Raw genomic sequence first — 19,931 nt, forward strand, 5'->3', positions numbered from 1 at the left:
TTCGCCTCCCTACGATCAACCGCATCGTATACGGAGGACGCCATGGGACAGGATCATCACCACCGCACCGACTGGAAGCATGACGGCGTGCGGGTGATTCCGGGCGACCAGCTCGATCCCACCACGGCCGGGCAGACCACCGGCATGAACCGCGCCACGGCAATCAACTTCGCCCGCGTCGGCGCGCAGAAGATATGGGCCGGCACCGTGCATATCCATGCCAATGCCAAGACCGGTGCCCATCATCACGGCGACCTGGAAAGCGTGATCTATGTGGTGAAAGGCAAGGCGCGCATGCGCTGGGGCAACAACCTGGAATTCACGGCCGAGGCCGGACCGGGCGATTTCATCTTTGTGCCGCCATATGTACCGCACCAGGAGATCAACGCCAGCAGCGACGAGACGCTGGAATGCGTGCTGGTCCGCTCGGGCCAGGAGCCGGTGGTGGTGAATCTGGATATCGAGCCGGTGGAAAAACCCGAGAACGTGCCGTGGGTCGATCCCATCCACAAGCATCCAGGCCACGCCGATCCGAATAGCAAGCGCTGATCGCCGACACCTACTCCTGACATGATCTTCTTCAAGCGACTGCACGGTTCGGGCAACCGTCGCGGCATGATTTCCTTCCTGCTGGCGGTTGTCCTCTTCACCATCAACGAGGCGCTGTGCAAGCTGGTCTACGGCGATGTGCCGGCCAACCAGATTCTGGCCCTGCGTGGCCTGATCGCCACCATCGCCATCCTGGGGATGATCCAGGCCACCGGCGCCATGCCCAAGATCGGCCGGATGTTCGACCGCCATGTGGTCCTGCGCAGCAGCATCGATCTGCTCAGCAGCTATTTCTACATGATCGCGCTGTTCCACACGCCGATCGGCAACGTGATGGCCATCCACATGTCTTCACCCCTGATGATGACGGCGGTGGTGGCGATCGTGCTGCGCGAGGCCGTCGGCTGGCGGCGCTGGATCGCGGTCATCGTCGGTTTCCTCGGCGTGCTGCTGGTGGTGCAGCCGCGTGCCGAAAGCTTCAGCGCCTATTCGATCCTGGGTGTCAGCGCGGCGGCCTGCATCGTGGTGCGCGATCTGGTGACCAAGAAGATCAGGGCCGAAATCCCCTCCTCGATCATCATCCTCACCAATGTCGGGATGCTGATGCTGGTGGCGCTGACCCTTGCCCTGATCGAGGGCTGGGTGCCGATGACCCTGCGCCAGTTCAGCTTCGTGGCAATTGCCGCCCTGTGCATCGCCGCCGGCTATCTCTGCACCGTCGATGCCTTCCGCCATGCGGAGGTGCATGTCATCGTGCCGTTGCGCTATACCGGCCTGCCGCTGGCGCTGCTGCTCGGCTGGCTGGTCTGGGGCGATGTGCCGAATGCGCTGGCCAGCGTCGGCATCCTGCTGATCGTCGGCAGCGGTCTTTATGTGTTGCATCGCGAACGCCTGCGCGGCAAGGAAGCCGCCGCCAAGGCAGCGGCCACGCCCCCACCCTGACCGGACACTAGGCGGGTGCAGACACTCGCCGCCTTCACCCCTGCGGCTGTGCGGCATCCTCCAGCACGAACTGCACCCGGCGCTCGCCGCGCCAGTAATCGGCGCGCAGGTGGCCGCCAAGATGCAGAGGCGCACCGGTCTGCCGCGCCTGCAGCAAGGCCGGGCCCAGCTCGCCCTCGATGCTGCGGAAGGCAATCGCCTTCAGGCGCGGGCCGTTGCCATCGCCGCCGGCCAGCAGGCAGCGCACATGCTTTTCGCCCACGACATCGGCGGTGATGACTCGGGCGGCAGTGAGCGCGAAACGCGGTTCGGGGTTGCCCGAGCCATAGGGTCCGAGCTGTTCCAGTTTTTCATACAGATCGACATTGCAACCGCCGATGCCCACCGCGCCGTCGAAACCCAGCGAGGCCGATGCCCCGGCGCGGATCACTGCGTCGCGCAGGCGCTCGTTGAGGAAAGCCTTCAGCTCGTTCAGCTTGGCCGCTTCCACCGTCAGGCCGGCCGCCATGGCATGGCCGCCGCCATTCACCAGCAGCCCGGCCTGACTGGCCGCCACCACGGCGGCACCCAGATCGACGCCGGGGATCGAGCGGCCGGAACCCTTGCCGATGCCGTTCTCATCGAGTGCGATCACGAAGCTGGGCCGGCCGGCCGCCTCGCGGATGCGGGCTGCCACGATGCCGATCACGCCCGGATGCCAGCCCTGCCGCGCCACCAGCGCCAGCGCCGCCGTTTCGGGCACATGCTCCAGTTCCTGCATGGCTTCCAGCAAAACGCCGGCCTCGATTTCCTGCCGCTCGCGGTTGTAGCGGTCGAGTTCAGCGGCCATGGCCGCCGCCTCGCGCGGATCGTCGCAGGAGAGCAGCCGCGTGCCCAGATCGGCTTGGCCAACGCGGCCGCCGGCATTCACGCGCGGCCCCAGCAGGAAGCCCAGATGATAGGCGCCGGGCGGTTCGTTCACGCCTGCCACATCGGCCAGTGCGGCAAGTCCGGCATTGCTGCGGCCACGCAGGATTTTCAATCCCTGCCCCACCAGGGCACGGTTCAGGCCGGTAAGCGGCACCACGTCGCAGACGGTGCCCAGCGCCACCAGATCAAGCCAGCCCATCAGATTGGGCTCCGGGCGCTCGGTATTATAGAAGCCGCGTTCGCGCAGACGGCGGTTCACCGCCACCACCAGCAGGAAGGTGACACCCACGGCGGCGAGCTGGCCGAAGCCGGGCTGCTCATCCAGGCGGTTGGGATTGACGACGGCCACGGCGCGCGGCAGGTCCGGTTCCGCCAGGTGGTGATCGGCCACGATCACGTCCAGGCCGGCCGCGGCGGCATCTTCCAGCGGGGCGAAGGCCAATGTGCCGCAATCCACCGTCACCACCACCTTCACGCCCTCGGTCGCCAGACGGCGCAGGGCCGGGGCATTGGGGCCGTAGCCCTCCTTCAGACGGTCGGGGATATAAACGCGCAACGGCCGGCCGATGGCGCGGAAGAAACGGTTCAGCAAAGCCGTGGAGGTGGCGCCATCCACATCGTAATCGCCGAAGACGGCGACCTTTTCACCTTTCTCGATGGCAGCGGCCAGCCGGTCGGCGGCGGCATCCATGTCGTGGAAACGGGAGGGATCGGGCAACAGGCGGCGCAGGCTGGGATTGAGGTAATCTTCCAGCATCTCAAGCGCCACGCCCCGCCCCGCCAGCACACGGCCAAGGACTTCCGGCAGGCTTGCCTGCTGCGCCAGGGCCAGCGCCAAACGTTCGTCGGTATTGCGCAGGCGCCAGCGGCGGCCCTGCACCGACCGGGTCACGCCCAGGAACGGTGTTTCGGAAACGGCCGGCGTCGTCAGCAGGCCGTTCATGGTCACGTCGGCGTGCGGATGACCGCTTCGATGCGGCGGATCGTGCCGGTCTGCGAGCGCATGACGAGGGAGTTGGCCTTATGCCCGCCGGGCACGCGCCGGATTCCATGCAGCAGCGGGCCGTCGGTGACCCCCGTGGCCGAAAAGATCACATCACCGGAGGCCAGATCGTTCAGACCGTATTTGCGGTCGAACTTCTCGATGCCGAGGCGCCGGGCGCGGCTGCGTTCGTCTTCATTGCGAAAGATCAGGCGGGCCTGCATCTGCCCGCCGATACAGCGCAAAGCGGCCGCCGCCAGCACGCCTTCGGGCGCACCGCCAGAGCCCATGTAGATGTCGATGCCGGTATCGGGGTCGGTGGTGGCGATGATGCCGGCCACATCACCATCGGAGATCAGCGCGATACGCGCGCCGGTCTCGCGCACCTGGCTGATCAAGTCCATGTGCCGCGGCCGATCAAGAATGCAGACGGTGAGCTCGGATACGGCGATCCCCTTGGCCTCGGCCAACCGCTTCAGGTTCTCGGCCGGCGTCAGATCGAGATCGACCACGCCTTCGGGCAAACCGCCGCCGACGGCGATCTTGTCCATGTAGACGTCGGGCGCATTGAGGAAGCAGCCGGCATTCGCGAACGCGATCACCGTCATCGCATTGCTGCCGCCCTTGGCGGTGATCGAGGTGCCTTCCAGCGGATCGAGCGCGATGTCGATGCGCGAGCCTTTGCCGGTGCCGACCTTTTCGCCGATATAAAGCATCGGCGCCTCATCACGTTCGCCCTCACCGATCACGATGGTGCCATCGATGTTCAGCGCGTTGAGGGCGTTGCGCATCGCATCAACGGCGGCCTGATCAGCCGCCATCTCGTCGCCATGTCCAACCCAACGGGCGGCCGCGATGGCCGCGGCCTCGGTGACACGCACGGCTTCCAGCGTCAGGTTGCGTTCGACCGAGATGCTGTCGGCCTCGACCGGTGCCTGGGCCGGCGCTGCCGCCTTGGCCTTGGATTTGGTTGCCTTGCCCGTCGCCATTGTCAGCTCCAGAGCGGTTGAAAAATCACTGTTGTTCGATGCGGATCAGTGCCGGCATCTGCAATACCGAGCGCAGCCTGGCGATGCGCTTCATCGCCCGTGCCATGTCGGCCTCACGTGCCTCGTGGCTGATCAGCATCACCGCGACAGGCTGGTTCTCGGCTTCCGAGCGGCCACGCTGCACCAGGCTTTCGATGGAAATTTTCTCATCGCGCAAAACCGCCGACACATCGGCCAGCACGCCGGGCTGATCGCGCACGATCAGGCGGATGTAATACCGGCCGACATGATCGGCCATGGCGGCTGCCTTGAGCGGTTGCAGCTTTGCCGCCGGTACGCCAAAGGCCGGCGCATGACGCCCGGCGGCCAGATCGGCCAGATCAGCCACCACGGCAGACGCCGTCGGGTTGCTGCCGGCGCCGCGTCCTTCGAACATCACGCGGCCGACATAGTCGCCTTCCGCCGCCACCGCATTGAACACGCCGTCGACATGGGCAATCGGCGTATCAGCCGGCACCATGCAGGGGTGCACGCGCTGCTCGATGCCGCGCGGCGTGCGGCGGGCAATCGCCAGCAGCTTGATGCGATAGCCGAATTCCTTGGCAAAGGCGATGTCGATGGCCGAGACATGGCGGATGCCCTCGACATGCACGGCACCGAAATTGACCTGGGTGTTGAACGCAAGCGACGTAAGCACCGCCAGCTTGTGGGCGGCATCGACGCCGTCGACATCGAAGCTGGGATCGGCCTCGGCATAGCCCAGTTTCTGGGCCTCTTTCAGTACCTCGGCGAAATCGCGGCCGGTCTCGCGCATTTCGGTGAGAATGTAGTTGCAGGTGCCGTTCAGGATGCCGGTGATACGTTCGACGCGATTGCCGACCAGGCCCTCGCGCAACGCCTTCAGGATCGGAATGCCGCCGGCCACCGCGGCTTCGAAGGCCAGCGGCGCCTGCTTGGTTTCGGCCAGGGCAGCGATCTTCGCGCCATGCATGGCCAGCATCGCCTTGTTGGCGGTGACCACGCCCTTGCCGAGTTTCAACGCGGTTTCGACAAGCTGGCGCGCCTTGCCATCGGCGCCACCGATCAGTTCGACCACCACTTCGACTTCGGGGTCCTTCGCCAGTTCAACGGCATCGGCATACCAGCGCCAGTTGCCCTTCGGCATGTCGCGTTTCTTGCGCTTGTCGCGCGCCGAAACCGCCACCACCTTGATCGGCCGGCCGGCACGGGCGGCAAGCATTGTCGCATGCTGGTCGAGCAAGCGCACAACGCCGGCACCGACAACGCCCAGCCCCGCGATACCGACTTTCAGCGGCGGCGCCGATTTCACATAAACCTTAACCATTGCTGACTGCTTTCTCCGCCGGATCGGGAAGATTGGAGGGCGAACCGAGCAGGCGTTTGATGTTTTTCACGGCCTGGCGCGTGCGATGCTCGTTCTCGACGAAGGCGAGGCGCACGAAATTGTCGCCATGCTCGCCGAAGCCGATACCGGGCGCGACGGCGACTTCCGCCTCACGCAGCAGCAGCTTGGAGAATTCCACCGAGCCGAGATGGGCGTAGCGCTCGGGGATCGGCGCCCAGCAGAACATCGAGGCATTCGGCATCGGAATATTCCAGCCGGCCGCCTGCAGGCCCTTCACCAGCACGTCGCGGCGCGACTTGTAGGTCTGACGGATTTCCTCGACACAGTCCTGCGGACCGTTCAGCGCGGCCGTCGCCGCCACCTGGATCGGCGTGAAGGCGCCGTAATCGAGATAGGACTTCATCCGCGCCAGCGCGCCGATCAGCACCGGGTTGCCGGCGCCAAAGCCGATGCGCCAGCCCGGCATGTTGTAGGTCTTGGACAGCGAGGTGAACTCGATGGCGATGTCCTTGGCGCCCTTCACCTGCAGGATCGATGGCGGCGGGTTGCCGTCAAAATAGATCTCCGAATAGGCCAGATCGGAGATCACCCACATGTTGCGCTTCTTGGCGTAATCGACGATCGCCTCATAGAAGCTGAGATCGACCGTCATCGCGGTGGGATTGGCAGGGAAACTGACGATCAGCGCGATCGGCTTGGGGATGCTGTGCTGATAGGCGCGTTCCAGGCCGGCGAAGAAATCGATGCCCGGGCCGATCTGCACGCTGCGCACATTGGCGCCGGCGATGATGAAGCCGAAGGCATGCATCGGATAGCTGGGGTTGGGCACCAGCACGGTGTCGCCCGGCGCCGAGATCGCCATGGCAAGATTGGCAAGGCCTTCCTTGGAGCCCAGCGTGACAATGGCTTCCTTCTCAGGATCCAGCTCGACGCCGAAACGGCGGCCGTAATAATTCGACAGCGCCTTGCGCAGGCCGGGCACGCCTCGGCTGGAGGAATAGCGGTGCGCGCGCGGGTTCTGCGCCGCTTCCACCAGCTTGGCCACGATATGCGGCGGGGTCGCATTGTCGGGGTTGCCCATGCCGAAATCGATGATGTCTTCCCCGCGGGCCCGCGCGGCGGCCTTCATGCGGTTCACTTCCTCGAACACATAGGGCGGCAGGCGCTTGATGCGGTAGAACTCGGTATCCATGGCTTTATAAATCCGAATAAACGGGGCTCCAGTTACGCGAAAGCGCGGTAGCTTTTCGCCCCGCGCCCCCGCCGTTATTTAGTCGAAATCCGTTTCAGTTTACGAGATAGATTTCAACCCGGCGGCTATAATCCTCGGCGCCGGCGGCATACGTGGCCGGCGGCGATATAGCGGCGGCAGGCTGGGTTACGCCGCGCCGCTTGAGTTCGGTGGTGACATTATCGACGCGACGCTGTGGCAGGCCGCCCGCTGCGGCGAGGCCGTAGCCCACTACACGCACCGTTCCCTTGCCGCCCACGCCCTTGAAGTATTCCGCCACCTTGCGGACCAGCGCCTTGTCGTCGTTGCCAAGGGCGGTCTCGTTGTTATTGAAGCGGATGATGGCCAGCAACTGCTGGCTGCCCGGCAGCGGGGCGTAGGCCGGGGCGCCGAAAGCCGGGGCTGCCGCACCTTGCTGGGCCATATTGGGCGGCAGGGTGTTGGCCGAGGACTGCGCCAGGCTCGCGGAGAAGGTATCGACCATGCCGCCACGAGCGGCCGGGGCCGGCGCGGCCTGGCCGGGCTGGGCCTGCATCTGGGCCGGCATCTGGGTCTGGGCAACGGGTTGCTGCGGCTCGATGGCGCCGCGCGGCTGGGCGGTGGGCGCGCCGGACGGCAATTGGCTGACCGGGGCACGCGGTGCCGGCGGCGGCGTGTTGCTGTCGGCCGGGCGGGCGCGCAGTTCCTGATCGGTGTAACGGGCATTGGCGCGGTCGGCGCTCAGGCTGTCGATGGCCTGCCGGCGTTCGCCCGATGACGACACCTCGACCGGGCGCGGCGGTACCCGCCCCAGATTGGGGAACCGGTCATTCGCCCCCGCATCCGTGCTCATCGAGCCGGCTGCACCGGGGGCCTCCTTGGGGTCGCCACTGAACAGCCCGGTCGGATCGGACCATTCGGTCGGATCGGCCCAGGTGCCGCAGCCACCCAGGGTCAGCATGACGGCCAGCAAGGCGGTCGCTGTGGCGCCGCGCAGCCCAAGGCTGCCCCGGATCGCCTTGTCGGCGGAAGCCCTGCCGATACCTGCCATCTCAAAATCCCCCTAAACGCCCAAAAACCACCGGTTCCATCCTGCTGGCCTATCCATGTTCGCGTCAGCCTTGCAGGGCGATTCCCTATCCCGTAACCTCAACCCGTGCCGTGGAAATCCGGCGGGAAAGCCGGAGTCGCAGGGCGAGGAAACGGGCCCCGAGAATAAGGACTGTCGGATGGCGAAGCAACCGGACAGTGACAGGAAACCGGAGAGCGATCTGAAGCTGCCCGATCCGGCTGTCTGGGCCCAGACCTGGGCCAGGATCGCCGAACAGAGCCAAAAACTGATCAGCGACTTTGCCGCCCGCCAGCAGGCCGAACAGGCCCAGGCTGGGCCCGGCAATGGTAAAGGCCCCGCACCACTTCCCGGCCAGATCCCGGCCGCCCCGGTCAATCCCGATCCGCTGAACCTGACCGGCGCCTATATGCAGATCGCGGCCAAGCTGCTGGCCGACCCGGCCAAACTGGCCGAGGCCCAGGTCCGGCTGTGGCAGGATTATGCCAAGCTGTGGGCCAACACCACCGATCGTTTCCTGGGCAAGCCGACCGAGCCGCTGGTGCAGCCCGACAAGGGCGACAAGCGCTTCCGCGATCCGCACTGGGAACAGGGCGCGGTGTTCGACTACCTGAAGCAATCCTACCTGCTCACCTCGCGCTGGCTGCAGAAAACCGTGACCGAGGTGGACGGCGTCGACCCCAAGGTGGCCCGGAAGGTCGATTTCTATACCCGGCAATTCATCGATGCGATGTCGCCATCGAATTTCGCCCTCACCAACCCGGAAGTGCTGCGCACCACCATCGACAGCAATGGCGAGAATCTGGTGAAGGGCCTGCAGAACCTGCTGGGCGACCTGGAGCGCGGCAAAGGCAAGCTGAACATCAAGATGGTGGATGCCAAAGCCTTCACGGTGGGCGAGAACATCGCCGTCACGCCGGGCAAGGTGGTCTACCAGAATGACCTGATGCAGCTGATCCAGTATGCGCCGACGACCAAGGAGGTCTACAAGCGGCCGCTCTACATCGTGCCGCCCTGGATCAACAAGTTCTACATCCTCGACCTCAAGCCGGAGAACTCGTTCATCAAATGGATGACCGAGAAAGGCTACACCGTGTTCGTCGTGTCATGGAACCAGCCCGACGAGACGCTGGTGGACAAGACCTTCGAAAGCTACATGCGCGAAGGCATCCTGGCGGGCCTGGATGCCGTGAAGAAGGCAACCGGCGAGGAGGAAGTCACCGCCATCGGCTACTGCATCGGCGGCACGCTGATGGCATCCACGCTGGCCTGGATGGCGGCGAAAGGCGACGAGCGCATCAAGGCCGTCACCTTCTTCGCTGCCCAGGTGGATTTCTCGGAAGCCGGCGAACTCAGCGTCTTCACCGACGAGGATACGCTCAGCTACCTGGAAAACCTGATGTCGGAAAAGGGCTATCTCGATGGCGGCGAGATGGCGACCACCTTCAACATGCTGCGCGCCAACGACCTGATCTGGTCGTTCGTGGTGAACAACTACCTGCTGGGCAAGGAGCCCTTCCCCTTCGACCTGCTGTACTGGAATTCCGACTGCACGCGCATGCCGGCCAAGATGCACGGCTTCTACCTGCGCAACATGTATCAGAAGAACCTGCTGTCGCAGCCCGGCGCGCTGGAACTGGCCGGCGAGCGGCTCGACCTGCGCAAGATCAAGATCCCGGTCTACCTGCAGGCCAGCAAGGACGACCACATCGCGCCCTACAGATCCGTCTACAAGGCGACCCAGCTTTATGGCGGACCGGTGCGTTTCGTGATGGCGGGCTCGGGCCATATCGCCGGCGTGATCAACCACCCGGCGGCGAAGAAATACCAGCACTGGCTGAACGACGCCAAAACCAACCCGGCCAGCGTGGACGAGTGGATGAAAGGCGCGAAGGAAATCCCCGGCTCATGGTGGGACGACTGGGACAAATGGCTGTCGGCCAAGTCCGGCCCGAAGGTGCCCGCCCGCGTGCCCGGCGACGGCAAGCTGAAACCTATCGAGGACGCGCCGGGCAGCTATGTGAAAAAGCGCATCGTGGATTGACCACTCCGTTGTCCTCGCCCCCATCAACGTCATGCCCGGACTTGATCCGGGCATCCACGTCTTGGGGTCTCCTGAGAACTCACGGTTAAACAAAATTCGTGGATGCCCGGGACAAGCCCGGGCATGACAAATTAGGAAACCCAGAACATGCTCGCACTCGTGGATGTCACCTTCAATTTCACCAGCCTGGGCGACAAGGCGCAGCAGCTGGTGCGCGCGGAGTGGGATGAGGAAGAGCGGCTGCTGGCGAAAGGCCAGTTCGTCGGCATCTGGCGCAAGGCCAATGGCATGGGCACGATGTTCATCCTCGACATGCCCAACAACGAGGCAGTGGGCAATCAGGTGCGTGCCATGCCGCTCTATCCCTTCTTCACCGACGTAAAAGTGACGCCGCTGATCGGGCATCCGAACTTCCCGCAATTCGCCCGCGGCGCAACCACGCATGAAAAGCCCGACAGCAAACCCAAGCCCGACAGCAACCTGTTCCTCTGCGACGTGCGCATCGAATACCTGCGTGCGGGCGACAGGTTCCAGGAGCTGGTGCAGGCCGAATGGCGCGCCTCGGAGTCCATGCTGGCCAAGCGCCAGCTTGTTGGCATCTGGCGCCGCGCCAACGCGCTGGGCACGTATGTTTTGTGGAACCTGCCCGATGCCGATGCGGTCGCCACCACGTTGCGCGGCATGCCGCTTTATCCCTGCTTCACCAAGGTGGACGTGATCCCCCTGATGATGCACCCCAATTTCCCGCAATTCGCCCGCCCGGCCGAACATCACGAAAAGCCGGCAGCATAATTTGTCGCCCTGCCCCTGCCAGTCCGGCCGGTCTTTCGAGGATTGCTGCGGCCCGATCCTGGCCGGGCGGCCAGCCCCCACCGCGCTGGCCTTGATGCGTTCACGCTACACGGCTTATACGCGCGGTGACGTGGCATATCTGGCGCGCACGCTGGCGCCCGAGCATCGCGCCGGCTTCGATGCGGCCGATGTCAGCGCCGGCATGAACAATACGCAATGGCTGGGGCTGGAGATTCTCGACACCAAAGATGGCGGCGCGGCGGACGACACCGGCATCGTGGAATTCGCCGCGCGTTTCAGGGCGCAGGGCAGGCTGCAGGTGCTGCAGGAACGCTCGCGCTTCCGCCGCGAGGCCGGCCAATGGGTCTATATCGACGGCGAGACCGCGTTACGGCCGATCAAAGCTGGCCGCAACGACCCCTGCCCCTGCGGATCTGGCAGGAAGTTCAAGCAATGCTGCGGGCGGGCGTAGACGCACGGAAAGCCATAGTGAGGCCAGAATAAAAAAGCCCTGCCCGGCAATGCACCGGGCAGGGCTTTGTTGTTTCCGGACCGCTGCCGATCAGCCGCCCTGGCAAGACTTGCCGAGTTTCTGGCCAGCCTCGGCACCCACGGCCTGCGGATTGCCCTTGATCTTGCCGGCCTGGGCCATGGAGCGGACCTGCGCCGACACCGCCGCGGTGATGCCGGCCTGGCCGCCCTTGCACACATTCGGATCGGCTGCCTTGGTGGCTGCCACCACGGCATCGACTTCAGCCGGATTTTCAGCCGCCTGGGCGCCGCCGATCAACAGCGCGAAAGCGGCCGCGCCGATAAGCAAAACTGACTTCATGATATCCCCCTGGTGATAATCGCACCGCCATTCATCCGCAGGCGGCGCATTAGGCGTGACGCTGTCAGCATGCGGGGAGAGGCCGCAATCCCGCATCCCCCGAACGGGGTATGTGAAAATTTCACATGCCCGCAAAATGCGGCTGTGATTAGACTGACCGCGTGAAAGGCCGCGTCAGACGGTTGGAGGGGGATTATGAATCTGCGGCAGTTTTCCGCACTGGTGGAAAGCCTGTATGAAGCGGCCCTGAACCCAGAGGGCTGGCGCAATGTAGCTCCCGATCTGGCCCGGGCTTTCCATTCCGGCAGTTGCGCTATCCAGCTCCGCGATCTCGCCAATGGGCAGACCGTCATTCTCTCGAACACCGACAATTACGACGCCAAGGCGCTCGCCGATTATGAAAACCATTTTTACGCAACTGATATGTATGTGGATGGCGCGCTTAAGGTTGGCTTCGGAGTTCCGGTACTCGGCAATCAGCTTGTCGAAGAAAACAAGCTGCTTAATTCCGAATACTATGTTGATTGGCTGAAAAGCGTCGGCATTTTCCATCTTGCCGGAGGGATGATGGACGTGGATTCCGGAGCCATGGCCGGGATCGGCATCCATCGTGCTCACGGTTCCAATGGCTACACTGCCGAGGATCGCCAGGCCGTGGGCCTGCTGCTGCCGCATCTGACCCGCGCATTGCAGATGTATCGCAAGCTGAACCGGCTGGAGCGCCAGGGCGGGATCGGACTGGCCGCGCTGGAGGCGCTGGCGGTTGGCGTGATGGTGGTGAACGCCGCCGGCAAGTTGCTGTTCTCGAACACCGTCGCTGAAAAGCTGCTGCAGAAAGGCCAGGGCATCGCGGTCAGCCATGGCCATCTGCGCGCCCAGTTCAGCGACCGCAATCTGATACTGCAACAGACCATCCGCGAAGCCATCGCCGGCTTTTCCGGCCGGTCGTCTCATGCCGGCATGCTGACCATGCCGCGCCGCGACGGCCTGCCGCTGTCGCTGCTGGTCTGTCCTGCCCCCGGTTATCGGCTCGGCGCCGACCGCCTTCAGGCCGCAGCCATCATTTTCGTGAACAATCCCGACGACCGTATCACGCCGGCCGAATCGGCCCTCTGCGCGCAGTTCGGGCTCACGCCGGCGGAAGCCCGGCTGACGGCGGCCCTGCTGGATGGCGAGCATCTGGATGACTATGCCGTCCGGACCGGGCTGAGCCCGCATACCGTGAAAACCCAGCTCAAGGCCGTCTTCGCCAAGACCGGCTGCGGCCGGCAGGCCGATCTGGTGCGCATCGTGCTGTCCAATCCCGTGCTGCGGATGTGTCGCCCCGCCTGATATCCATGGGCTGACATCCACAGGCTGACATCCCCCGCCTTTTGCGGTATCCTGCACCGAAACATACCGGATGTTGGGTCGGCATCCGGTTTTGCACGACCGGGGGTAGCAAAGAAACGCATGGGCCTGATGCTGGAAGGCACGCCGCAACTGACGCTGGAAACGCTCCAGGCGCTGTATGCCTACTGGGCCGGCAAGCGCCGGGGCCGCGCCATGCCCGACCGCGCCGATATCGACCCCATCGAGATGAAGCCCTGGCTGGGCAACCTGATGCTGGTCGAGCGCAAGGACGACGGCGACTATCTCTATCGCCTCTACGGCTCGACCTTCGTGAACCAGTTCAAGATCGACATGACCGGCAAGCGGGTGAACGAGCTGCCCGCCCAGCAGGCCGAGCTGCTGCGCACCGAATACGATGCCGTGGTGCACAGCCGGATGCCGATGTCGCGCCGCTACACCGCCACCTTCGACTACACCTCGCGCGACAAGCGCTCGGCCTGGCAGGTGGAACGGAGCTGGGAGCGCCTGGCCCTGCCGCTCACCGCCGGCGGCGAGGATTGCCGCATGCTGCTGGTGGCCGCCTTCCCGCTGGAACCGGCCCAGGAAGACCGGCTGTCCTGAGTTGACTGTCCTGATTTTCATTATAAATCAATAATTTAAATACCACGTCCGGCAATCGGGTTTGACAAGCCGGATTCCATCGCCCATGTTCCGGCAGCCGCGCCGGATAAGCCGTGGCCCCAGACTGGTTAAAACGTCCGCCTCATTTTTGTTGGAAAACCGCAGATTATGAAAGTCGTTGTCGTCGAAAGCCCGGCGAAGGCAAAGACCATCGAGAAATACCTCGGTCCCGGCCACACGGTGCTGGCCTCGTTCGGCCATGTGCGTGACCTGCCGGCCAAGGACGGCTCGGTGGAGCCCGACAAAGACTTCGAGATGCATTACGAGATGTCCGGCCGGGGTTCGGAGTCCATCCGGGCCATCGCGGGTGCGCTCAAGGATGCCGACACTCTTATTCTGGCGACCGACCCCGACCGCGAGGGCGAGGCGATTTCCTGGCATGTGCTGGAGGCGCTGAACAACCGCAAGGTCGTGAAGGGCAAGACGGTCCGCCGCGTGGTGTTCAACGAGATCACCAAGTCGGCCGTGCTGGATGCCATGGCGCAGCCGCGCGACATCGACATGGACCTGGTGAATGCCCAGCAGGCGCGCCGCGCGCTGGATTATCTGGTCGGCTTCACCCTCTCGCCCGTGCTGTGGCGCAAGCTGCCCTCGGCCAAATCGGCCGGCCGCGTGCAGTCGGTGGCGCTTCGCCTGATCTGCGAACGTGAGACCGAGATCGAGGCCTTCCGCGCCCGCGAATACTGGACCATCGGCGCCGATTTCCGCACGCCGCAGAACCAGACCGTGACCGCGCGGCTGGTGGAGCTGGGCGGCAAAAAACTCGACAAGTTCGACATCGCCAACGAGGCCGCCGCCAAGGCTGCCGTGGCGAAGCTGCAGGGCCTGGATTATGTCGTCACCGACGTATCCATCAAGCCGGCCAAGCGCCATCCGGCCCCGCCATTCACCACCTCCACCCTGCAGCAGGAAGCCGCGCGCAAGCTGGGCTTCTCGGCGCAGATGACCATGCAGATCGCCCAGCGCCTGTATGAAGGCGTGACCATCGGCGGCGAAACCACCGGCCTCATCTCTTATATGCGTACCGACGGCGTCAGCATGGCCGACGAGGCCATCCGTGCCGCGCGCGACGTGATCGCCGAGGATTTCGGCCGCGATGCCGTGCCGGAAAGCTGGCGCGTCTACAAGACCAAGCAGAAGAACGCCCAGGAAGCCCACGAGGCGATCCGCCCCACCGATTTCCGCCGCCGGCCGAAAGCCGTGGCGCGTTACCTCGACGACGTGCAGCTCAAGCTCTACGAGCTGATCTGGGTGCGCGCGCTGGCCAGCCAGATGGAATCCGCCGAGCTGGAACGCACCACGGTCGACATCGCCGATAAAAAGAATACCGGCACCTTCCGCGTCACCGGCACCGTCGTGCTCTCGCCCGGCTTCCTCAAGCTGTATGAGGAAGGCGTCGACGACAAGTCGGCCGATGACGAGGAAGGCGCCCGCCTGCCGAAGATGAGCGTCGGCGAGGCGATGAAGGAAGAAGGCGTCAAGCCGGAACAGCATTTCACCGAGCCGCCGCCGCGTTATTCCGAAGCCAGCCTGGTGCGCAAGCTGGAAGAGCTGGGCATCGGCCGCCCCTCCACCTACGCCGCCATCCTGGAAGTGCTGAAGGCGCGCAGTTACGTGAAGCTGGAGAACAAGCGCTTCCAGCCCGAGGATGCCGGCTGGCTCGCCTATGCCTTCCTGGTCTGCTTCTTCGAGCAGTATTTCGCCTACAGCTTCACGGCCGGGCTGGAAGAGAAGCTGGACGAAATCGCCGAACACAAACTCGACTGGAAGAAGGTGCTGGAGGATTTCTGGCAGGATTTCTCCCTGCACGATCCGAAGGAAGGCACCACGGCCGTCTCGGTGAAGGATGCCGTCACCCGCATCGACGAGAAGATGGGCCGCCGCGGCGAGGTGCTCGACGCCATCAACGCGTTGCTGGAACACCATTTCTTCCCGGCCCGCGCAGACGGCAAGGACCCCCGCCTCTGCCCCGCCTGCAACAAGGGCCAGCTCGCCATCAAGGCCGGACGCACCGGCGCCTTCATCGGCTGCTCGGATTACCCCGAATGCAGCTACACACGGCCGCTCAGCGCCGGCAACGGCCATGGCGACATCGCCATCTCGGGCCCGCAGGAACTGGGCGCCGATCCAGCCACCGGGCAGATGATCACCCTGCGCCAGGGTCCGTTCGGCCCTTACGTGCAGCTCGGCGAGGCCGAAGGCGAAGGCAAGGCGAAGACCAAACCCAAACGCGCCTCTTTGCCCAAGGGCGTCACCATCGAAGACGTCACGCTGGAAATGGCGCTGAAGCTGCTGGCGCTGCCACGCGTGGTGGGCCTGCATCCTGATACCGGCAAGGAGATCCTCGCCGGCCTCGGCCGCTTCGGGCCATACCTCCTGCATGACGGCGCCTATACCAAGCTGAAGGATGCCATGGAGGCGCTGGAGATCGGCATCAACCATGCCGTCCAGAAGATCGCCGAGGCCGATGCGCGCCGCAAAGGCCCCCGCCAGCGCGCCCAGCTCACCGTGCTGCGCGAGGTGGGCAAACACCCCGACGATGATGAGCCGATCCAGGTGATCGATGGCCGCTACGGCCCCTACCTGAAGCATGGCGCCACCAACGCGCCGCTGCCCAAGGGCGTGGAAACCGATGCCGTGACAATGCAGCAGGCCATCGAAGCCATCGCCGCCCGCGCCAAGAAGGGCGGCAAGGGCAAGAAGAAGGCCGCGCCGAAGGCCAAGAAAGCCGCCGCGCCCAAGAAGGCTCCTGCGGCTGAAAAGGCCGAAGCCAAGCCGAAGGCGAAGAAGGCTTCCGCCAAGAAAGCGGCGCCTAAGAAAGCAGCCGGCGGCAAGAAAGCCGCCGCAGCGTAGCCGACGTGGCCAAGAAAAGAGCCGCAGCCCATCTGCCGTCCAAACAGGACATCCTGCGTTTCATTGCCGACAATCCCGGCAAGGCAGGCAAGCGCGAGATCGCCAAGGCTTTCGGCATCGGCCCGGCCGACCGCGTGGCGCTGAAAGGCCTGCTGCGCGAACTGAAAGCCGAAGGCGACATCAATCAGGGCCACGGCAAGAAGCTGACGCCCAAGGGCGAGCTGCCGGAAGTCTGCCTCGTCGACATCGTGAAGCTGGATCGCGACGGCGACCTGCTCGGCCGGCCGGTCGAGTGGAAGGGCGAAGGCGAAGCGCCGCGCATCATCTTTGAAACCGGCGGCAAGGCGCGCCGCCGCGAGATGGCCGATACCGGCGTGGGCGACCGCGTGCTGGCGCGCCTGAGCCGGGCGGGACGCAACCGGTATGCCGGCCGCGTGATCAAGCGGCTGGAAAAGGAAGAGCAGCCGGTCCTCGGCGTCTTCACCCTTACTGAGGATGGCCAGGGGCGCCTGCAGCCGACCGACCGCAAGCTGCGCCATGAATATGTGATCGCGCCCGAGCATTACGCTGGCGCCAAGTCCGGCGAGATCGTGGTGGCCCAGCCTCTGCCCGGCCGCCGGTTCGGCCTCAAGCCGGCGAAGATCACCGAGGTGATCGGCCACAGCACCGATCCCAAGGCGCTGAGCCTGATCCCGATCCACAGTTTCGGCATCCCGACCAGATTCACCGAGGCCGCCCAGCGCGAGGCCGAAAAGGCCAAGCCGGTGCATCTGGGCGAGCGCGAGGATATGCGGCAGATCCCCCTGATCACCATCGATCCGGAAGACGCGCGCGACCATGACGATGCGGTCTTCGCCGAGCCTGACGACGATCCGCACAATAAGGGCGGCTGGCATGCCATCGTCGCCATCGCCGACGTGGCGCATTACGTGCGGCCGGGCAGCGCGCTGGACCACGACGCGCGCCAGCGCGGCAATTCGACCTATTTCCCCGACCGCGTCGTACCGATGCTGCCCGAAGCTTTATCGGCCGACCTGTGTTCGCTGGTCGAAGGCAAGGAGCGCGCCTGCCTGGCGGTGCATCTGTGGTTTGATGCCGAAGGCAACAAGAAGCGCCACAAATTCGTGCGTGGCCTGATGCGCTGCGCCGCCGGCCTGAATTACCGCCAGGTGCAGGAGGCCATCGACGGCAATCCCGACGAGGCGGCCCTGCCCTTCCTCGATCCGGTGCTGAAGCCGCTTTATGCCTGTCATGCTGCCGTGAACCGGGCCCGCGAGGCGCGGCAGCCGCTGGCGATCACTGCACCGGAGCGCCGGGTCGTCATGGGCAAGAACGGCCATATCGCCGCCATCAGGCCGCGTGAGCATCTGCTCAGCCATCAGGTGATCGAGGATTTCATGATCGCGGCCAACGTGGCGGCCGCCGAGGAACTGGAAAAGCGCAAGCAGCCCTGCATGTACCGGGTACACGAGCAGCCCTCGGACGAGAAGATCGACTCCTTACGCAAATTCCTCGACACGCTGGATTACCGGCTGGCCAAGGGCCAGGGCCTGCGGCCGATGCATTTCAACGCCATCCTGATCGCGGCGCGCGGCAGCGAGCATGAACGCCTGATCAACGAGGTGGTTCTGCGCAGCCAGATGCAGGCCTATTACTCGCCGGACAACCAAGGCCATTTCGGCCTCAACCTGCAGCGTTACGCCCATTTCACTTCGCCGATCCGCCGTTATGCCGACGTGCTGGTGCATCGTGCGCTGGTGCGCGGCCTGAAACTGGGCGATGACGGACTGGCGCCCGAGGATGATGCCAATTTCGAAAGCATCGCGGAGCATATCTCGCTGACCGAGCGCCGCTCGATGCAGGCCGAGCGCGATGCCATGGACCGTTTCGTCACGGCTTTCATGTCCGAACATGTCGGTGCGGAATTCGATGGCCGCATTTCCGGTGTCACCCGCTTTGGCCTGTTCGTCACGCTGGAGGAAACCGGCGCCGACGGCTTCGTGCCGATCTCGTCGCTGTCGGATGATTTCTATGCTCACGAGGAAGCCCAGCGCGCCCTGGTCGGCAAGCGCACCAAGAAGCGTTACCGCCTGGGTGATGGCGTGAGCGTGCGTCTGGAAGAAGCCACGCCCGTCACCGGCGGCCTGCGCTTTGAGATTCTGGGCAGCGGCGGCAGCGTGCCGCGCGCCCGTGGCGGCAAACCGGTGATCAAAAAGACCACCAACCGTCCAAGCTGGTCGAAACATCGCAGCAAAAAACGCAAATGATCCGCACATCCCGCATCGCAGCCGCGCTTGTCGCCCTGCTGCTTCCGCTGCAAGGTTTTGCCTTCGACCTGCAGGGCCATCGCGGCGCTCGCGGCCTGGCGCCGGAAAACACCTTGCCCGCTTTCGCTACGGCCCTGTCACTGGGTGTCAGCACGCTGGAACTGGATGTCGGGCTCACGCGCGACGGCCATCTGGTGGTGAGCCACGATCCGCTGCCGCAGCCGCACCTGGCCCGCCTGGATGGCAAATGGATCGCCGCACCCGGCCCCGCCATCTGGCACAGCGCGCTGGCGGAACTGCAACGCTACGATGTCGGCCGGCTCGATCCGGCCAGCAAATACGGCCAGGGCTTCCCCGAGCAGAAGCCGGTGGATGGCACCCGCCTGCCGAGGCTGGAAGACGTGTTCGCTCTGGTGGCGAAAAGCGGCAACACATCCGTGCGCTTCAATATCGAGACCAAGATCAATCCCCTGAAACCCGATGAAACGGCGACACCCGCGCAACTGGCCGAGGCTCTGGTGCAGGCCATCCGTAAGGCTGGCGTAAGCCAGCGCGCCGCCATCCAGTCATTCGATTGGCGCACGCTGGCCGAAGCCACCCGGTTGGCACCGGAGATTCCACGCATACACCTCACCATCGAGGGTACGGCCTCTGATAACGTGCAACGCGGCCGCCCCGATGCCAGTCCCTGGCTGGGTGGCCTGGATGCCGACGACTTTTCCTCAACGCCCGCACTCGTGAAGGCGGCAAAGGGCCAAGTGTGGTCGCCCTTCTGGCGCAACGTGACGGCAGACCTGGTGACGGAAGCCCACGCACTGGGCCTGCAGGTGATTCCCTGGACCGTGAACGATCCGGCCGAGATGGAGCGCCAAATCGGCCTGAAGGTCGACGGCCTGATCACCGACTACCCCGACCGTCTGCGTACCGTGCTGCAGGCCAAGGGCCTGCCCCTGCCAGCGGCATCGCCCGTATCGCCATAAATCGGTCGCATGCCGGCGGCATCCTGGCTTTCAGGACAAATTTGCCGCAGGGCTGTTTCAGGGCTTCCCAGGCCCGGCATCCGGGGCTAAAAGGGCGCCGCGCCGCACCGCCGGGTCGGCGCCGGAACCAGGGA

The 19,931-nt window shown here is 64.7% G+C and carries 16 protein-coding genes; 10 read left to right on the plus strand and 6 right to left on the minus strand.

Annotated features, from left to right (window positions below; translation table 11 throughout):
• Positions 1–42 precede the first annotated feature (42 nt).
• Together ACE3OO_RS18785 and ACE3OO_RS18790 are read left to right on the plus strand one after the other, a co-directional pair.
• On the plus strand, positions 43–549 hold the full coding sequence (locus ACE3OO_RS18785; protein WP_374305291.1) for a cupin domain-containing protein: 507 nt from the start codon (positions 43–45) through the stop codon (positions 547–549).
• Between the two features lie 21 nt (positions 550–570).
• Positions 571–1,491, plus strand: a complete 921-nt coding sequence (locus ACE3OO_RS18790) for a DMT family transporter (protein WP_374305293.1) — start codon at positions 571–573, stop codon at positions 1,489–1,491.
• 34 nt (positions 1,492–1,525) lie between these two features.
• On the opposite strand, the gene recJ is transcribed toward ACE3OO_RS18790, so the two are convergent.
• The 5 genes from recJ to ACE3OO_RS18815 all read right to left on the minus strand — a co-directional run bounded on the left by recJ (position 1,526) and on the right by ACE3OO_RS18815 (position 7,998).
• The gene (recJ, locus tag ACE3OO_RS18795; RefSeq protein WP_374305446.1) at positions 1,526–3,343 is read right to left on the minus strand and encodes a single-stranded-DNA-specific exonuclease RecJ; all 1,818 of its coding nucleotides are present in this window, start codon (positions 3,341–3,343) and stop codon (positions 1,526–1,528) included.
• 2 nt (positions 3,344–3,345) lie between these two features.
• Positions 3,346–4,371 carry a class II fructose-bisphosphatase gene (glpX, locus tag ACE3OO_RS18800; RefSeq protein WP_374305295.1) on the minus strand — a complete coding sequence of 342 codons (1,026 nt, stop codon included), beginning with the start codon at positions 4,369–4,371 and terminating at the stop codon, positions 3,346–3,348.
• Between the two features lie 25 nt (positions 4,372–4,396).
• A complete protein-coding gene (locus ACE3OO_RS18805; protein ID WP_374305297.1) occupies positions 4,397–5,716 on the minus strand; it encodes a homoserine dehydrogenase in 1,320 nt (439 codons plus the stop codon).
• Positions 5,709–6,929 carry an LL-diaminopimelate aminotransferase gene (locus tag ACE3OO_RS18810; protein WP_374305300.1) on the minus strand — a complete coding sequence of 407 codons (1,221 nt, stop codon included), beginning with the start codon at positions 6,927–6,929 and terminating at the stop codon, positions 5,709–5,711. The genes ACE3OO_RS18805 and ACE3OO_RS18810 overlap by 8 nt, the downstream gene beginning before the upstream one ends.
• A 94-nt stretch (positions 6,930–7,023) precedes the next feature.
• The gene (locus ACE3OO_RS18815; protein ID WP_374305302.1) at positions 7,024–7,998 is read right to left on the minus strand and encodes a hypothetical protein; all 975 of its coding nucleotides are present in this window, start codon (positions 7,996–7,998) and stop codon (positions 7,024–7,026) included.
• A gap of 178 nt (positions 7,999–8,176) precedes the next feature.
• Here ACE3OO_RS18815 and ACE3OO_RS18820 point away from each other — a divergent pair, with 178 nt between their 5' ends.
• From ACE3OO_RS18820 to ACE3OO_RS18830, 3 genes are all read left to right on the plus strand, one after another.
• The gene (locus ACE3OO_RS18820; RefSeq protein WP_374305304.1) at positions 8,177–10,060 is read left to right on the plus strand and encodes a PHA/PHB synthase family protein; all 1,884 of its coding nucleotides are present in this window, start codon (positions 8,177–8,179) and stop codon (positions 10,058–10,060) included.
• 147 nt (positions 10,061–10,207) lie between these two features.
• Positions 10,208–10,852: a muconolactone Delta-isomerase family protein gene (locus ACE3OO_RS18825; protein ID WP_374305306.1), complete on the plus strand. Its 645-nt coding sequence runs from the start codon at positions 10,208–10,210 to the stop codon at positions 10,850–10,852.
• Between the two features lies 1 nt (position 10,853).
• Entirely contained in the window at positions 10,854–11,324 is a 471-nt protein-coding gene (locus ACE3OO_RS18830; protein ID WP_374305308.1) for a YchJ family protein, read from the plus strand.
• A gap of 90 nt (positions 11,325–11,414) precedes the next feature.
• Here ACE3OO_RS18830 and ACE3OO_RS18835 read toward each other — a convergent pair whose 3' ends face one another.
• Positions 11,415–11,684: a hypothetical protein gene (locus tag ACE3OO_RS18835; RefSeq protein ID WP_374305310.1), complete on the minus strand. Its 270-nt coding sequence runs from the start codon at positions 11,682–11,684 to the stop codon at positions 11,415–11,417.
• 195 nt (positions 11,685–11,879) lie between these two features.
• On the opposite strand from ACE3OO_RS18835, the gene ACE3OO_RS18840 reads away from it, so the two are divergent.
• The 5 genes from ACE3OO_RS18840 (at position 11,880) to ACE3OO_RS18860 (ending at position 19,797) form a co-directional block, all read left to right on the plus strand.
• Complete coding sequence (locus tag ACE3OO_RS18840; protein ID WP_374305312.1) at positions 11,880–13,016, plus strand: helix-turn-helix transcriptional regulator; 1,137 nt, start codon at positions 11,880–11,882, stop codon at positions 13,014–13,016.
• A gap of 120 nt (positions 13,017–13,136) precedes the next feature.
• A complete protein-coding gene (locus ACE3OO_RS18845; RefSeq protein WP_374305314.1) occupies positions 13,137–13,637 on the plus strand; it encodes a PAS domain-containing protein in 501 nt (166 codons plus the stop codon).
• 168 nt (positions 13,638–13,805) lie between these two features.
• On the plus strand, positions 13,806–16,550 hold the full coding sequence (gene topA, locus ACE3OO_RS18850; RefSeq protein WP_374305316.1) for a type I DNA topoisomerase: 2,745 nt from the start codon (positions 13,806–13,808) through the stop codon (positions 16,548–16,550).
• Positions 16,551–16,555: 5 nt separating this feature from the next.
• Entirely contained in the window at positions 16,556–18,817 is a 2,262-nt protein-coding gene (rnr, locus tag ACE3OO_RS18855) for a ribonuclease R (protein WP_374305318.1), read from the plus strand.
• Positions 18,814–19,797, plus strand: coding sequence for a glycerophosphodiester phosphodiesterase (locus tag ACE3OO_RS18860; RefSeq protein ID WP_374305320.1), 984 nt, complete (start codon positions 18,814–18,816; stop codon positions 19,795–19,797). The genes rnr and ACE3OO_RS18860 overlap by 4 nt, the downstream gene beginning before the upstream one ends.
• Positions 19,798–19,931: the final 134 nt, after the last annotated feature.

This window comes from Ferrovibrio sp., assembly GCF_041906005.1.
Lineage (GTDB): Bacteria > Pseudomonadota > Alphaproteobacteria > Ferrovibrionales > Ferrovibrionaceae > Ferrovibrio.

Excerpts from the sequence above, each read along its gene's own strand:
- ACE3OO_RS18785 (WP_374305291.1), top strand. The coding sequence starts at position 43 with ATGGGACAGGATCATCACCACCGCACCGACTGGAAGCATGACGGCGTG.
- ACE3OO_RS18790 (WP_374305293.1), top strand. The coding sequence starts at position 571 with ATGATCTTCTTCAAGCGACTGCACGGTTCGGGCAACCGTCGCGGCATG.
- recJ (WP_374305446.1), bottom strand. The coding sequence starts at position 3,343 with ATGAACGGCCTGCTGACGACGCCGGCCGTTTCCGAAACACCGTTCCTG.
- glpX (WP_374305295.1), bottom strand. The coding sequence starts at position 4,371 with ATGGCGACGGGCAAGGCAACCAAATCCAAGGCCAAGGCGGCAGCGCCG.
- ACE3OO_RS18805 (WP_374305297.1), bottom strand. The coding sequence starts at position 5,716 with ATGGTTAAGGTTTATGTGAAATCGGCGCCGCCGCTGAAAGTCGGTATC.
- ACE3OO_RS18810 (WP_374305300.1), bottom strand. The coding sequence starts at position 6,929 with ATGGATACCGAGTTCTACCGCATCAAGCGCCTGCCGCCCTATGTGTTC.
- ACE3OO_RS18815 (WP_374305302.1), bottom strand. The coding sequence starts at position 7,998 with ATGGCAGGTATCGGCAGGGCTTCCGCCGACAAGGCGATCCGGGGCAGC.
- ACE3OO_RS18820 (WP_374305304.1), top strand. The coding sequence starts at position 8,177 with ATGGCGAAGCAACCGGACAGTGACAGGAAACCGGAGAGCGATCTGAAG.
- ACE3OO_RS18825 (WP_374305306.1), top strand. The coding sequence starts at position 10,208 with ATGCTCGCACTCGTGGATGTCACCTTCAATTTCACCAGCCTGGGCGAC.
- ACE3OO_RS18835 (WP_374305310.1), bottom strand. The coding sequence starts at position 11,684 with ATGAAGTCAGTTTTGCTTATCGGCGCGGCCGCTTTCGCGCTGTTGATC.
- ACE3OO_RS18840 (WP_374305312.1), top strand. The coding sequence starts at position 11,880 with ATGAATCTGCGGCAGTTTTCCGCACTGGTGGAAAGCCTGTATGAAGCG.
- ACE3OO_RS18845 (WP_374305314.1), top strand. The coding sequence starts at position 13,137 with ATGGGCCTGATGCTGGAAGGCACGCCGCAACTGACGCTGGAAACGCTC.
- topA (WP_374305316.1), top strand. The coding sequence starts at position 13,806 with ATGAAAGTCGTTGTCGTCGAAAGCCCGGCGAAGGCAAAGACCATCGAG.
- ACE3OO_RS18860 (WP_374305320.1), top strand. The coding sequence starts at position 18,814 with ATGATCCGCACATCCCGCATCGCAGCCGCGCTTGTCGCCCTGCTGCTT.